General features: G+C 50.6%; 10 protein-coding genes. 6 read left to right on the top strand and 4 right to left on the bottom strand.

Going from position 1 to position 15,139, the window contains the following annotated elements; all coding sequences use genetic code 11:
* Nucleotides 1-794: 794 nt before the first annotated feature.
* Nucleotides 795-2,069, top strand: a complete 1,275-nt coding sequence (locus tag NY07_RS16380; RefSeq protein WP_033540435.1) for a CinA family nicotinamide mononucleotide deamidase-related protein — start codon at nt 795-797, stop codon at nt 2,067-2,069.
* Nucleotides 2,070-2,119: 50 nt separating this feature from the next.
* Here NY07_RS16380 and NY07_RS16375 read toward each other — a convergent pair whose 3' ends face one another.
* The 3 genes from NY07_RS16375 to argE form a co-directional block, all read right to left on the bottom strand.
* The gene (locus tag NY07_RS16375) at nt 2,120-2,659 is read right to left on the bottom strand and encodes a DUF1439 domain-containing protein (protein ID WP_033540434.1); all 540 of its coding nucleotides are present in this window, start codon (nt 2,657-2,659) and stop codon (nt 2,120-2,122) included.
* Nucleotides 2,659-5,295, bottom strand: coding sequence for a phosphoenolpyruvate carboxylase (gene ppc, locus NY07_RS16370; protein ID WP_033540433.1), 2,637 nt, complete (start codon nt 5,293-5,295; stop codon nt 2,659-2,661). The genes NY07_RS16375 and ppc overlap by 1 nt, the downstream gene beginning before the upstream one ends.
* Before the next feature lie 128 nt (nt 5,296-5,423).
* Nucleotides 5,424-6,581: an acetylornithine deacetylase gene (gene argE, locus NY07_RS16365; RefSeq protein WP_033540442.1), complete on the bottom strand. Its 1,158-nt coding sequence runs from the start codon at nt 6,579-6,581 to the stop codon at nt 5,424-5,426.
* A 276-nt stretch (nt 6,582-6,857) separates the two neighbouring features.
* Between argE and argC the strand changes: the two genes are divergently transcribed.
* From argC to argH, 5 genes are all read left to right on the top strand, one after another.
* On the top strand, nt 6,858-7,838 hold the full coding sequence (gene argC, locus NY07_RS16360) for an N-acetyl-gamma-glutamyl-phosphate reductase (protein WP_033540432.1): 981 nt from the start codon (nt 6,858-6,860) through the stop codon (nt 7,836-7,838).
* A 30-nt stretch (nt 7,839-7,868) separates the two neighbouring features.
* A complete protein-coding gene (gene argB / locus NY07_RS16355; protein ID WP_033540431.1) occupies nt 7,869-8,654 on the top strand; it encodes an acetylglutamate kinase in 786 nt (261 codons plus the stop codon).
* A 42-nt stretch (nt 8,655-8,696) separates the two neighbouring features.
* Complete coding sequence (locus tag NY07_RS16350; RefSeq protein WP_033540430.1) at nt 8,697-9,602, top strand: ornithine carbamoyltransferase; 906 nt, start codon at nt 8,697-8,699, stop codon at nt 9,600-9,602.
* Between the two features lie 55 nt (nt 9,603-9,657).
* The gene (locus NY07_RS16345; RefSeq protein WP_033540429.1) at nt 9,658-10,881 is read left to right on the top strand and encodes an argininosuccinate synthase; all 1,224 of its coding nucleotides are present in this window, start codon (nt 9,658-9,660) and stop codon (nt 10,879-10,881) included.
* Nucleotides 10,882-10,963: 82 nt separating this feature from the next.
* Complete coding sequence (argH, locus tag NY07_RS16340; RefSeq protein ID WP_033540428.1) at nt 10,964-12,325, top strand: argininosuccinate lyase; 1,362 nt, start codon at nt 10,964-10,966, stop codon at nt 12,323-12,325.
* Nucleotides 12,326-12,496: 171 nt separating this feature from the next.
* On the opposite strand, the gene NY07_RS16335 is transcribed toward argH, so the two are convergent.
* Nucleotides 12,497-15,046, bottom strand: coding sequence for a penicillin-binding protein 1A (locus NY07_RS16335; protein ID WP_033540427.1), 2,550 nt, complete (start codon nt 15,044-15,046; stop codon nt 12,497-12,499).
* Between the last annotated feature and the right edge of the window lie 93 nt (nt 15,047-15,139).

Here is a 15,139-nt window from a genome sequence, read left to right as displayed (position 1 = left end):
CGTCCGCTCCGCCAACATTAAGACGAAAGCCCTAGCAGAAATGCTAGGGCTTTTTTCGTTTTATCGCTTTGAAACATTTAGGTTATCGTGAGCTAGTGTGTCATGAGATAAAAAGCTTAGTCATATCGAAAATGATTACTTATCGGCACTTAGGGCTTATGACGATGCCTATTCACCCTGTCTCGCGTGTCAAGGCACAAGCATTCGAGTCCTGTCCGCCCCGGCTACGTTGACACTTCGCGCGCATGAGCACCTCGCTTCGCGATATGCGCCCACCAACATTAAGACGAAAGCCTCTGCAGAAATGCAGAGGCTTTTTTCGTTGTGTGATAAAAACTATCGCGTGCTAAGGCACATGTAGTCAAATCTCGTCTTCCGTAGCTGTATTGGCTCTTTACGAGCGTAAGCACATCGCTTCGCGATATGCATCCATGCAAATTGGCAGCTCGACATTCCCTGTTTCTCGTTCATAGGCCTATGAGTACGTCATGAGATAAAAAGGAAAATGATGGCTTATCGGCATTTCTCGCTTGTGATGGTTAAGAGCCAGAATCCTCATTAGGATTAGTTTATGCGTATCTCTTCCCTGCAGTTTCGTTTGCCATAATGATTTAATGAGTCTAGTTCGCTTGTAGCGGCTGACTTTAAAATTGTTTAGAGCGATAAGACCTGTAAAGGCGGGCTAACGCCGACGAATGTGAATATCTGCTGAGTTGTCCTATTGTCTATTGCTATTCAGAGCGGCCTTACCTACCTTATGGCAAAGTTAAATCGCTTAGTTTCAAGGGATGGATATGAAAATAGAAATGATCTGTACTGGTGAAGAGGTGCTGTCGGGACAGATAGTCGATACCAATGCGGCCTGGGCTGCCAATACTATGATGGACCATGGTATAGAGATGCAGCAGCGTATTACCGTTGGTGATCGTATGGATGATCTGGTTGAAGTATTTCGTCAGCGTAGTGAGCACGCCGATGTCATCTTAGTTAACGGTGGTCTGGGGCCAACCAGTGACGACATGTCTTCTGAGGCAATGGCGATTGCCAAGGGGGAGCCATTAGTTGAGTGCACCCTATGGCGCGAACGAATTCAAGAGTGGTTTACCCGCAATGGGCGACAGATGCCCGCAAGTAATCTCAAGCAGGCGATGCTGCCCGCTTCGGCCATCATGGTGGACAATCCAGTTGGGACAGCCTGTGGCTTTAGAGTGAAGCTTAATCGAGCCTGGCTTTTCTTCACGCCAGGTGTGCCCTTTGAATTTAAAAAGATGGTGACTGAGCAATTTATTCCCTTTGTAGAGCAGATTGCCGATAGTCATGTCGAAGTCGAGGTTCAGAAATTATTGACCATAGGTCAGGGGGAGTCGGCGCTTGCTGACAAACTCGAAAGCATCGCGCTTCCCAGCGGGATCACCTTAGGCTACCGCTCTTTTATGCCTTATATCGAAATTAAGCTATTTGCCAGAGGGCAGGATGCTATCGCCAAGTTAGATGAGCTAAAGGCTGAGGTGATGAGCCGACTCGGCAATGCGGTTGTCGGGCAGAATGTGACCTCCTTGGCGCAAGTGATTCATAACCGTCTGTTAGCCTCGGGCAAGCGTTTGAGTGTGGCCGAGTCTTGTACTGGCGGCATGATTGCCAGCAACCTGATCGCCTTTGCCGGAAGCTCACAGTATCTGGATCAAGGGCTGGTGACCTATAGCAATGAGTCTAAGGTCAAGGTGTTAGGGGTTCAGCCTGCGACTCTGGATGATCATGGCGCTGTTTCGATTGCAACGGTCGAGGAGATGGCTAAAGGCGCTAGAGCTCTACTTGATAGTGATTACGCGCTTGCCACCAGTGGCATTGCTGGTCCTGATGGCGGCAGCGATGCTAAGCCTGTAGGGACGGTGGCCATCGCTTTAGCCACCAAACAAGGGGTATATAGCCAGATGCTAAAATTTCCGGCGCGCTCCCGTGAGCTGGTGAGGCAGCTGAGCAGTGCCGTCGCCTTGGATATGCTCAGGCGCGAGTTGGACGATACTTCGGTATTGGTCGACTATGCTTCTTATCCCAGATTTGCCAAATAACCGGCTGATGTGAGACTCTGGCAATAGAGTTAGGGCGAGCCTTGATCGCCCTAGTCTTTAAAGATGAGATTAATTTTTCCGGGGACCACCTCGATGCGTTTGGTCATCTCCGCCAGAAGCGCCTGATTACCTTCTTGTGTATCGAGTACATATACAGGCTGGGTTTCCAGAAAGTGGGTGATAAAGCGCATGACCTGAGGCGCGGCCTGTCCCATGGCTTGCTCAAGATCTTTGGGGCTAGAGGTCAGTTTGACCAGTTTTAGCTCTCTGAGGTAGAGGCTATGCTGGTCGGTATCATACCAAGGCTTAGCCTCGAACTCGGCCGTCATGGTGGCGTTAAGGGGCATTAGCGGATTGGCCACCTTAATTTGGCTGTTTGCCGCAATCGCCATAGTGTCAGCCTTATGACCTAACTTGACCTTCACATCATTAATCTTCATCTCTATGCCGAAGAAGCGATTGCCTTCCTTGACCTCGAAATGCATCTCCTCATTGAGATAGTTAGTGAGCTGGCGCTCGCTGATGCTGTATTGACTAACACAGGCGGTCAATAGCAGCATCATGAGGCCAAGTAGGGTCAGCTGTTTCATTAGCCTGTGTTTCTCATACCTGCCGCGACGCCGGCTATGGTCAACATTAGCGCTAATTCCACATTACTCGAGCCCGCTTCTTCTTTGCGAGTTCGGGCCAATAGCTCTGCCTGAAGGAAGTTGAGCGGATCGATATAGGGGTTGCGTAGCTCTACCGACTCGCGGTTCCACGGCGTATGGGACATCAGGGCATCAGATTGTGTCAGCTCCAATACCACCTTGATCCCGGTTGCCATTCTGGCGCGCAGCGCTTCACCGAGGTGATGCAGTTCCTTAGGTACCAGACAGGTTTCATAGTATTTTGCCAGATTGGGTTCTGCCTTGGCATAGACCATCTCAAGCATGGAGATACGTGTCTCAAAGAAAGGCCACTCTTTCTCCATCTCTCGTAGCAGGCCTAACTCACCTCTGTCGGCTGCTTGTTGTAGTGCTTCTCCCGCGCCTAACCAAGCGGGCAGCATCAAGCGGTTTTGCGACCAGGCAAAGATCCAGGGAATAGCCCGCAGGCTTTCGATGCCGCCATCGACACGGCGTTTGGCCGGACGACTGCCTAGGGGCAGCTTGCCCAGCTCGACCTCTGGTGTCGCCGCGCGGAAATAAGCCACAAAATCGGGTTCCTCACGTACGATAGCACGGTAAGCTTGCACAGAATCGCCGGCGAGGCGCTCCATTGCTTCACGCCATTCAGGCTTAGGTTCTGGCGGCGGCAATAGGGTGGCCTCCATCACGGCTGAGGTGTACAGCGCCAAGCTTTGCACCGCCAGCTTAGGCAGGCCGAACTTGAAGCGGATCATCTCTCCCTGCTCGGTGACGCGAATACGCCCATCTACTGAACCTGGGGGCTGTGACAAGATCGCCTTGTGTGCCGGTCCGCCACCACGGCCTATGGTGCCGCCACGGCCGTGGAATAAAGTGAGTTTGATATCGGCCTGGGCACAGACCTTAACCAGTTTCTCCTGAGCACTATATTGAGCCCATGCGGCGGCCATAACGCCAGCATCTTTAGCCGAATCTGAGTAGCCTATCATCACCTCTTGGCTACCCTTGCAGTAGCCACGATACCAGTCGATGGCAAATAGCGCCGACATGCAGCTAGAGGCATTATTAAGATCGTCCAGAGTTTCGAATAGGGGGACGACACGCATTGGGTGTTGGCAGCCTGCCTCTTTAAGTAACAGGAGTACGGCCAATACATCTGAGGGCTGGCTAGCCATGGAGATCACATAGGAGCCTAACGCCTTCGAAGACTGATTAGCGATCAGTCTGACTGTGCTGATCACCTCGGCCACATCGTCGCTGGGCTGCCAGTTATGGGGGATGAGAGGGCGTTTGCCACTTAACTCCCTGAGCAGGAAGGCCTGCTTTTCATGTTCGTCCCAGTGATCATAGTCGCCTAGACCCAGATAACGAGTCAGTTCGGCGATAGCGTCGCTATGACGCTGGGCATCTTGGCGGATATCCAGGCGTAGCATATGGATTCCGAAGCAAGCGAGTCGACGCAGCATATCCAATAGCAGACCGTTAGCAATCAGGCTCATACCCGACTCATTTAGGCTTTGGTAGAGCAGGGTCAATGGCTGCTTAAGATCTTCCTCGTGCCAGATTAAGGTGTCGAGATCCACTTCGGGCGAATGACCCTCAAGACGGGCATTTAAGTAATCAATGGTATCGCGCAGTTTTTGCCTTAGCTCGCGCAGCACCTCTCTATATGGCTCATGGCTATGATTGGTGAGAGCTAGCAGCTCGTCATTGGCCTCTTCCATCGACAGCTCATTAACGAGCAAGACCACATCTTTAAGGTAGAGGCGTGCTGCTGTGTGGCGGTTGCGATCCAGCACTTCCTGAGTGATTTTGGCTGTGACGAATGGGTTGCCATCGCGATCGCCCCCCATCCAGCTAGAGAAGCGGATCGGTGCCATGTCGCTGGGCAGTTGTTTGCCGGTGCGCTCTTCGACTTGCTCGTTGAGTTGACGCATGAAATCGGGAATGGCGTGCCAGAGCGAGGCTTCTATTGTGCTGAGGCCCCAGCGGGCTTCATCTACAGGTGTTGGTCGCTCGTGGCGTATCTCGTTGGTGTGCCAAATCTGGGCGATAAGCTGTCTGAGCCTGAGGTGATTTCGTTTTTTCTCTTTTTCGGTGAGCAGAGGGTTTTCCAAGGTGGCAAGACAATCAACCACGGCGGAATATTTCTGGATCAGGGTGCGACGTGAGATCTCTGTTGGGTGGGCCGTGAGCACTAGATCGATATCGAGCGTCTGCAGACATTCGAGCATCTTATCTTGATCTATGCGGCCGTTGAGCATGCGTCCTAAGAGTTGATCCACTGGGTCTGGTACGCATACCAGTTCGTCACAGTTGCGGCTGATGGTATGAAATTGCTCTGCGATATTGGCTAGGTTTAAAAATTGATTGAAGGCTTTGGCAAAGGGGACTAGCTCTTCATCTGGTAAGGCGGCCAACAGGGTGAGCATCTGTTCTCTGGCGGTATCATTACCCTGACGAGAGCTTTTAGCAAGATGTCTTATCTGTTCAATTTTATCTAAAAATGGTTCGTCCATGTGCGTGCGAATGGTATCGCCTAATATTTGGCCTAAGGTGCCTACATTAGATCGCAGCGACGCGTACATATCTGTCATAAATGCTCCATACCCACTAGTTAATCAATCACCATACCTAGGCTATCAGGTTTAGGTCAATACAGCATATCTTCATATCGTATGCTTATGTGTTCTATATCACCTTGCGTGAATTTTTTATGGTGATCTTAAGACGGCTTTATACAAGCTTGGTAAATCAACTGCTTAAGTAAGTCTACGGTTTTGTTGATGTAGGTGGTGTCCAGATACTCGTCTGGTTGATGGGCCTGCTCTATGCTGCCCGGTCCCCACACTAGGGTTTGACAGCCTAGCTGTTGAATATAGGGGGCCTCGGTGGCGTAGTTAACGACTTCTGGCGCCGTATTAGATAGCTGAGCAACTAGCTGTGACCATTGATTATCGGCTTGCCCGGCAAATGGCTGAGAGCCGGGATAAAGCTGACTAATCTTGATAGCCCCTGGGTAACGCTGGCTAAGTTCGGCAAGGTATTGGATCAGTAGTTGCTCCAAAACTTCTAGCGGCAGACCGGGAAGGGGGCGGATATCCAGATGGAGATCGCAGCAGCCGCAGATGCGATTGGCGGCGTCGCCTCCATGAATATGGCCGAAGTTCATCGTGGGATAGGGCACGCTGAAGGCTTCTTCGCGATAGTTGTCGGCTAAATGTTGTTTTAGCTTGAGCAGCTGGCCAATGACCTGGTGCATGATCTCAATAGCGTTTAGCCCTTTGTCGGGATCGGAGGAGTGACCGCTGCGCCCCGTGATGCGAATGCCTTGGGCTAGATGTCCCTTATGCATATATACGGGTTTTAATCCGGTGGGCTCGCCTATGAGTGCATATTCAGGGGCAATGGCCTTGGATTGGGCGAAGGCCTTGGCGCCGTTCATAGTGGTCTCTTCATCGGCACTGGCGAGTATATAGAGTGGCCGAACGAAATCCTGTGTCGGCATCTGGCGTACAGCCTCAATAACCAAGGCAAAAAAACCTTTCATGTCGCAGGTGCCGAGTCCGTACCAACGGTTATCTTTCTCCGTCAGGGTAAAGGGATCTTGGTTCCAACGGCCTTCGTCGAACGGGACTGTATCGGTATGGCCTGCCAGTAGCAGACCGCCACGTCCCTGACCTATCTTGGCAAGTAGATTGTTTTTGCCGCGGGTATCGGCAACCGCTTGTATTTGGCATTCGAAGCCGAGATCACTGAGCCATTGACTGAGAAGCGTCACCACTCCCTGATTACTCATATCTAGCTCTGCTTCTAGGGCGCTGATAGAGGGGGTTGCGATGAGTTCACTGAAGGACTGTTTGATATCAGGAAAATTTTTCATCATTTAATTCAATTCACCAACTTTATTTAAAAATATCTATTCAATATTATTGCATAATTAGTTTGTTGTGGTAGTCTATCAAACAGCTGAAACAAGCGCCATTATTTAAGGCTTAACTTCGAGACAAAAAATGAACAATTCATTCTTACATTCTGCATATAAGGTTAGCTGTATTCACTTCCTGCGACGATAATCTTGTCATATTGGTATCTATACCAGGGCTTAAGTAGTGCCCCTCTCTTTTTTAGCGTTAACTTAATATAGAAGTCACAAAGTATGAAAAGCATAGCGATAATTGGCGCGAGTGGTTACACAGGTGCACAAATTACTTCACTGATCCAAGCGGATGATCAGCTAGAGATTCAAGGTCTTTATGTTTCGGAAAATAGCCTGGATAAGGGCAAAACATTGGCCAGCCTGTATCCAGTTTATAGCCATATCGATCTTTGTTTGGCGCCCCTGACTGAGCAGGCCAAGCAAGCCATAGTCGATGAGGCCGATGCCGTAGTGTTGGCGACAGATCACGGTGTGAGCCTGCATCTGGCTGCCTGGTTCTATCAGGCGGGTCTGGCGGTATTCGACCTTAGCGGTGCTTACCGTTTCGCTGATATCGAGCAATATCCTAAATGGTATGGTTTTGAACATCTCTATCCAGAGGTGTTGGCTCAGGCTGTCTATGGTCTGGCAGAGTGGAATGCCGAAGGGATTGCTAGTAGCAAGATGATTGCCGTGCCTGGCTGTTACCCAACGGCCTCGCTAACGGCACTGAAACCTCTTAAAGATCTCATGACAGACAGCCTACCCGTGATCAATGCCGTTAGCGGCGTGACGGGTGCAGGCAGAAAGGCCCAGCTACATACCAGCTTCTGTGAGGTGAGCCTGACTCCCTACGGCGTACTAGGTCACAGACATCAACCTGAGATCGCCACTCAGTTGGGGCAGCAGGTGATCTTTACCCCTCATCTAGGCAACTTTAAACGTGGCATTCTGGCCACTATCACTGTGCAGATGAAGCCAGGCGTGACTGAGAGTGATATTGCCAAGGCCTATCAAGTGTATGACTCAGCACCTCTGGTAAATGTGTACCATAATCAATTTCCTAAGGTGGACGATGTGGTGCACACCCCAAACTGCCTACTGGGATGGAAGTTTGATCCTCTCAATGGTTACCTGGTGGTGGCGAGCGCCATCGATAACCTGATGAAAGGTGCGGCCAGTCAGGCGCATCAATGCATAAAGATTCATTTTAATTATTAATTTTGTCACCTGGATAAGAGAGAAGTAGCTATGTCGGCAAGTAAGAAAACCTTAGTGCTTAAAGTGGGTGGCGCCTTGATGCAATGTGAAATGGGGCTGACACGCTTGATGGCCAGTGCCGCCAACATTATTAAGTCGGGGCAATCTGTCGTCTTGGTTCACGGTGGCGGTTGCCTGGTAGACGAGCAGTTAAAAGCCAATGGTATGGAGACGGTTAAACTGGACGGTTTGCGTGTCACTCCCGAAGAGCAGGTACCTATTGTCGTCGGTGCGCTAGCCGGTACCTCCAATAAAATTTTACAGGCCAGTGCGGTCAAAGCCGGCATTACCTGTGTCGGTATGAGCCTGTGTGATGGCGGCATTGTGAATGCTGCCATCAAAGATGAGCAACTCGGCTTTGTGGGTGAAGTCTCCCCCAACAATCCTGCTTATCTCAACTTCTTGTTAGCGCAAGGCTGGATGCCGATTGTTAGCTCGATAGCCGTTGATGACGCGGGCAATCTGCTTAACGTCAATGCCGATCAGGCGGCGACTGTGATCGCCAAGCTAGTGGAAGGTCAATTGGTATTGTTGTCAGATGTCAGCGGCGTGCTAGACGGCAAAGGGCAGTTGATTAAGACCTTGGATAAGGCTCACGCCGATGAGTTGACCAAGTTGGGCGTTATCGAGAAAGGTATGAAGGTTAAAGTTGAAGCGGCATTAGAGGTTGCACAGTGGATGGGGCAACCTGTGCAGGTGGCTTCCTGGCGCGACGCCGAACAGTTAATCGCGCTGGAGAAGGGCGAGTCTATTGGCACTCAGGTATTGCCACATTAATTAAACGGAACATGAGAAGAGTATTCATCTAGGAGTAGAGCTATGAATCACCTATTATCGATAAAAGAGCTAAACCAGCAGCAACTGATCGACCTACTCGCTCTGGCGAAAACGATCAAGGCCAATCCAGAAGACTATCGCAAAGCACTCGATGGTAAGAGTGTCGTGATGTTATTCGAAAAGCCATCGCTGCGGACTCGCGTGAGCTTTGACATCGGTATTAATAAGTTAGGTGGTCATTGTCTTTACCTGGATCAGCAAAATGGTGCCCTGGGCAAGCGTGAACCAGTATCTGATTTCGCCGCTAACATCTCTTGTTGGGCCGATGCCATTGTGGCGAGAACTTTTGCTCACTCGACCATTGAACAGCTTGCAGAGCATGGCAGTGTGCCGGTGATCAACGCGTTGTCGGACATGTACCATCCCTGTCAGGGGTTGGCCGACTTTCTGACTCTGTCAGAACAGTTCGACGATGTCAGCAAGGTTAAGCTGGCCTATGTCGGTGATGGTAATAATGTAACCCACTCGCTCATGTATGGCGCTGCGTTACTCGGTGCCAAGATGACGGTGATCTGTCCCCAAGGTCATTTTCCTGATGGTAAGGTGGTTTTGGAGGCGCAGGCGATAGCCGAGGCCCATGGCGGTGAGCTGGTATTGAGCTCAGATGTCGAAGCGATCGCTGGCCATGATGCCATCTATACTGATACCTGGATCTCCATGGGAGATAGCGCCAGTCTAGATGAGATCAAAGCTAAATTTGCCCCATATCATGTGGACACCGATTTGATGAACAAGGCCGGGGCCAAGTTCTTCATGCACTGTCTGCCAGCCTACCGTGGGGTGGAAGTGGCCGCCGAGGTGGTCGACGGGGCTGGCTCATTGATCTTGCAGCAGGCAGAAAACCGCATGCATGCACAAAATGCCGTATTAGTGACCCTACTGAGTTAATGAACAATCCCAATGGGTGAATTGGGCCAACGAATTGAGTATTTAGGAAAACGAAATGTCTATCGAAAACAACAACACATCAGTGAAGAAAGTGGTACTGGCCTACTCAGGTGGACTGGATACATCGGCGATCATTCCTTGGCTAAAAGAGAACTATGACAATTGTGAAATTGTCGCTTTCTGTGCCGACGTCGGCCAGGGTGAGGCTGAGCTCGAAGGTCTGCATGAGAAGGCAATCGCCTCTGGTGCGTCTGAGTGCTATATCGTCGATCTAAAAGAGGAGCTGGTGGCCGATTACATCTATCCGACTATCGCGACTGGCGCCATCTATGAGGGGACATATCTGCTGGGTACCTCTATGGCCAGACCTATTATCGCCAAGGCCCAGGTGGAAGTGGCGCGTAAAGTTGGTGCTGATGCCGTTTGTCATGGTTGTACCGGTAAGGGTAACGATCAGGTGCGTTTTGAAGGCTGTTTTGCCGCCTTGGCACCGGATCTTAAGGTGATTGCCCCATGGCGTGAGTGGAGCATGGTCAGCCGAGAAGACCTGCTGGATTACTTGGCGGAGCGTAACATCAAGACCACAGCCTCGGCGACTAAGATCTATAGCCGTGACGCTAACGCATGGCATATCTCTCACGAAGGCGGTGAACTGGAAGATCCATGGAACGAGCCTAGCAAAGAAGTATGGACCATGACAGTTGCACCGGAAGATGCCCCTTATGAGCCTGAGTATGTTTCGGTTGAGATGGAAGCTGGTCGCATCACTAAGGTTAATGGTCAGTCATACACTCCCTATGGTGCCCTGATGGCGCTCAATGAGATTGCCGGTGCTCATGGCGTAGGACGTATCGATATCACCGAAAACCGTTTGGTGGGCATGAAATCTCGTGGTTGTTACGAAACCCCGGGCGGCACGGTAATGTTCGCCGCGCTAAGAGCGATTGAAGAACTGGTGCTAGATAAGACCAGCCGTGAATGGCGTGAGCAAGTTGGCGCTAAGATGGCCCATCTGGTGTATGACGGTCGTTGGTTTACCCCATTATGTGAGTCACTGCTGGGGGCTTCACAGCCACTGGCAAATCTGCTCAATGGTGAAGTGGTGCTTAAGCTCTACAAGGGTCAGGCTCAGGCGGTGAAGAAGCGTTCGCCAAACAGCCTCTATTCCGAAGAGTTTGCCACCTTTGGTGAAGATGAAGTCTATAACCAGAAAGATGCCGAAGGATTCATTCGTCTTTATTCATTGGCGAGCCGTATCCGGGCGCTGAACGTTAAGTAGAGTCGACGAGTTAATAAAGGGGCGGCGAACGCCCCTTTATGTTAAGAGCAGATTTAAAGAGCTTATTTAAGAGGATAGTAAGATGGCGTTATGGGGCGGCAGATTTAGCCAAGAAAGCAGCACATTGTTTAAACTTTTCAATGACTCATTGCCGGTCGACTATCGTCTGGTAGAAGAAGATATTATCGGCTCTATTGCCTGGGCTGATGCCATCACAGGGGTAGGGATTCTCACCCAAGAAGAATGCCAGTCACTTAAGCAGGCGTTACAAGATTTACTCGATGAAGTAAAAGATCAGCCTGAGACGATTTTAGCCTCGGGTGCCGAAGACATTCATAGCTTTGTCGAACAAGCCTTGATTGCCAAAGTAGGGGATCTGGGTAAGAAGTTACATACAGGCCGCTCGCGTAACGATCAGGTGGCGACCGATCTTAAGCTCTGGTGCAAGAAGGAAGGCCAAGCCTTGCTTGAGCTGCTGGCACAGTTAAAGGCAGCCTTGCTGTCGCTTGCTGAGCGTGAGCTGGATGCTGTGATGCCTGGCTATACCCATCTGCAGCGGGCGCAGCCTGTGGCCTTCGGTCACTGGTGTCTGGCCTATGTGGAGATGTTTGAGCGTGATATTAGCCGTCTGCAAGATTGTTTACAGCGTCTCGATACCTGTCCGCTGGGCACAGGTGCGCTGGCTGGTACCGCTTATCCGATGGACAGACATGCGCTGGCCAAGTCGCTGGGATTTGCCTCACCAACCCTTAACAGCCTAGATACAGTGTCAGATAGAGATCACGTGATTGAGCTATGCTCAGACGCTGCGATCAGTATGATGCACCTTAGCCGTATGGCCGAAGATCTTATCTTCTTCAACAGTGGCGAGGCGGGCTTTATCGAGCTGGACGATCAGGTTACCTCGGGCTCATCGCTGATGCCGCAGAAGAAAAACCCAGATGCACTTGAGCTGATCCGGGGTAAGACGGGCCGGGTATATGGCAGCCTGATGGGTATTTTGACGACCATGAAGGCGTTGCCACTGGCCTATAACAAGGATATGCAGGAAGACAAAGAGGGCTTGTTTGACGTGATGGACAGCTGGTCTATCTGTTTGGAGATGGCGGCTCTGGTGCTATCAGGCCTTAAGGTGAACAGAGAGAATACCCTGTCGGCCGCCCAACAGGGATATGCTAATGCTACAGAACTGGCCGATTACCTAGTCGCTAAAGGCATGCCATTTAGAGAGGCGCATCATGTAGTGGGTGAGGTGGTGGTCGAAGCGATTGCACAGAAAAAGCCTATCGAAGACTTCGAGTTATCTAGCCTGCAGGCGTTCGCTGGTGTCATCCAAGAAGATGTTTATCAATGCCTGACGATAGACTCTTGTTTAGCGAAACGTGAGGCCTTGGGCGGGACGTCACTCACTCAGGTGAAGGCTGCGCTCGCATCGAAAAGCTAAATTAGATAATTTCAACCATATCAATCGATTAAAAAACCTGCAGTCGCAGGTTTTTTTACGTCTAAAGTTTTATAAGCTCCAAAAAATTGGCGCTATAAATTCACTGAAAAATGGCTTGAAGCTAGTGAAATGTACTGGGCTGGTGGCGAGTGACACCAGCCCATCTGACGGTTATTGGAAGAGATCTTCCACCGAATCATCGATAAAGATATCTTCTTGAGTCTGTGCCTCGGTAGCAAACTCTTTGGGTTCGGTTCCCTGAATGAAGTACTCGAACTTACTCGTGTGATCTGTTTTGCGGCTCAGTTTACCAGTGGCCAGATCGATACGAGCCGATACTATGCCTTCCGGTGGTGGAGACGGCAGTTCAGGCGTGCCTTCGAGGGCATGTTTCATAAACTCGTTCCAACCAGGACCAGCTGTCTTGGCACCAGCTTCTGCGCCCGAGATCTGATCTTTCGCGCCATTGGTATTCCAAGCGGTGCGGCCTAGCTCAATACTATGATCATCGAATCCGACCCAGACAGTGGTTGCGAGTGTCGGTGTGTAGCCGCTGAACCAGGTGTCCTTCGATTCATTGGTGGTACCTGTCTTACCGGCGATATCGCGGCGGTTAACGACACGTGCAGCGCGCCAGGCCGTCCCGTTCCAGCCAGTACCTTTACTCCAGTCGCCGCCACCCCAGATAACACTCTTAAGGGCTTCGGTGATCAAGAAAGCGGTCTGTTCGCTGATGATCTGCGGTGCATGGCGTGCCGTGCTAGGACAGTTAGGGTCCTCTGTCGCGGTAACGTCCTGGCTAGGCAGTTCTTGGGCCATAGCGGCGAAAGGATCGTCTGGTTGAGCCTCCTGTGGCTCTGGCAATTCCGGGGTACAGGCTAATGTTGGGTTGGCCTGCTCTACAGTTTGCTCGTAGGCATTATCGATATGATCAATAAAATAAGGCTCTACCCGGTAGCCACCGTTAGCGAATACCGAGAAGGCAGTAACTACCTGTAGTGGAGTCACAGAAGGTGAGCCCAGTGCCAGTGATTCGTTTTGCGGCAAGTCTTCACGATCGAAACCGAATTTGACTAAGGTATCGATGGCACTCTCCAGTCCGGTATAACGCATGGCACGTACCGACATCACGTTGATCGATTGCGCTAGGCCAACTCGCAGGCGTGTCGGCCCCGTGTATTTGTCGGGCGAGTTTTTAGGTCGCCATGCCGTCCCCTGACGTATGTCAGCATTGTTGATAGGCGCGTTATTGATCAGTGTGGCTAGGGTATAGCCTTTTTCGAGTGCACCCGTATAGATGAAAGGTTTAATGTTAGAGCCCAATTGGCGCTTAGCTTGGGTGACACGGTTGTATTGACTGGTGTGGAAGCTGTAGCCGCCTACGAGTGTCCTGATGGCGCCGTTATGAGGATCTAAGGAGACGATTGCGCTAGCCACCTCTGGTATCTGTGAAAGCTGCCAGATGTTACCGTTGTTTCTGATCCAGATCTGTTCGCCAACCTTTAGGATTTCGTCGGCTGTCTTAGGGGCCTTGCCTTGACGCTTATTGGTGATGAACTTGCGTGCCCATTTGATCCCTTCCCATTCAAGGGTAATGGTTTCGCCTTTATCATTGATGACCTTAACACTCTGTTCGGCGATCTCCATCACCGCAGCTGGCTCTAGCCCCTGGAAGCTTTTGGTCTGTTTAAGCTGTTCGATGATCTGGGCTTGAACGGGTTGGCTCTTATCGCCAGTCTCGCTCTCCCACAACACCTTAGTCGGCCCGCGGTAGCCGTGGCGCTCGTCATAGGCATAGACATTATTACGTAAGGCTTCTTGGGCCAGCAGCTGCAGGCGAGAATCGATGGTGGTATAGACGTTATACCCGCCGGTATAAGCTTCTTCTTCGCCGAGCGTTTCAACCAGATAGTCACGAGCCATCTCGGAAATATAAGGAGCGTATAGCTCAACCTCGGCTCCATGGTATTTGGCCGTGATCGGTGCTTGAATGGCGGCTTGATACTCTTCCTGAGTGATATTTTCCTTCTCCAGCATACGGCTGAGTACCCAGTTACGACGATTCATCGCACGGGCTGGATTACGAATAGGGTTCGCCGCAGAAGGAGCCTGTGGAAGACCGGCGATCATGGCCATTTCGGGCAGGGTAAGCTCTTCGAGCTCCTTACCATAATAGACCTGTGCAGCAGCACCTACACCGTAGGCGCGATTACCTAAAAATGAGCGGTTGAGATAGAGGGTTAAGATCTCTTTCTTGCTTAGGGCCTTTTCTATCTTAAGCGCTAAAAAGATCTCTTTGATCTTACGTATGTAGGTTTTTTCTCTAGATAGGAAGAAGCCGCGAGCAACCTGCTGGGTGATGGTACTCGCCCCCTGGCTCTTCTTACCTGTAGTGGCCAAAATAAAGGCTGCACGTATGATCCCTATAGGATCGATACCTTTATGTTCGAAGAAGCGGGCATCTTCTGTGTCGAGTACCGCATTAATTAACTGTTGCGGTACCTGTTCATATTCGACGGGAATGCGGCGTTTTTCTCCAAATTGTGAGATTAGTTTGCCATCAGCGCTGTAAATTCGTAACGGAGTCTGTAACTTTACGGTTTTAAGGGTGGTAACATCGGGAAGATCCGGTAGTACATAAAAATAGGCCGCAGCAATTGCACCTATTCCCAAAAGGGCTAGGCTAAATAGAGCGATGGTAATTCGTTTAAACCACTTCACCAGATTATTCCAATAAATTTAGCAGGCACAATAGTATATAAGGCGAGCAGCTATTGGTGAAGCAAAAATGGTTGTCAAAAAAATGGCAATTGT

This window comes from Shewanella sp. ECSMB14101, assembly GCF_000773485.1.
GTDB lineage: Bacteria > Pseudomonadota > Gammaproteobacteria > Enterobacterales > Shewanellaceae > Shewanella > Shewanella marisflavi.
Note: the sequence above shows the minus strand (reverse complement) of the source record. Positions and strands in the feature narration are given on the sequence as shown.

Excerpts from the sequence above, each read along its gene's own strand:
- NY07_RS16380 (WP_033540435.1), top strand. The coding sequence starts at position 795 with ATGAAAATAGAAATGATCTGTACTGGTGAAGAGGTGCTGTCGGGACAG.
- NY07_RS16375 (WP_033540434.1), bottom strand. The coding sequence starts at position 2,659 with ATGAAACAGCTGACCCTACTTGGCCTCATGATGCTGCTATTGACCGCC.
- ppc (WP_033540433.1), bottom strand. The coding sequence starts at position 5,295 with ATGACAGATATGTACGCGTCGCTGCGATCTAATGTAGGCACCTTAGGC.
- argE (WP_033540442.1), bottom strand. The coding sequence starts at position 6,581 with ATGAAAAATTTTCCTGATATCAAACAGTCCTTCAGTGAACTCATCGCA.
- argC (WP_033540432.1), top strand. The coding sequence starts at position 6,858 with ATGAAAAGCATAGCGATAATTGGCGCGAGTGGTTACACAGGTGCACAA.
- argB (WP_033540431.1), top strand. The coding sequence starts at position 7,869 with ATGTCGGCAAGTAAGAAAACCTTAGTGCTTAAAGTGGGTGGCGCCTTG.
- NY07_RS16350 (WP_033540430.1), top strand. The coding sequence starts at position 8,697 with ATGAATCACCTATTATCGATAAAAGAGCTAAACCAGCAGCAACTGATC.
- NY07_RS16345 (WP_033540429.1), top strand. The coding sequence starts at position 9,658 with ATGTCTATCGAAAACAACAACACATCAGTGAAGAAAGTGGTACTGGCC.
- argH (WP_033540428.1), top strand. The coding sequence starts at position 10,964 with ATGGCGTTATGGGGCGGCAGATTTAGCCAAGAAAGCAGCACATTGTTT.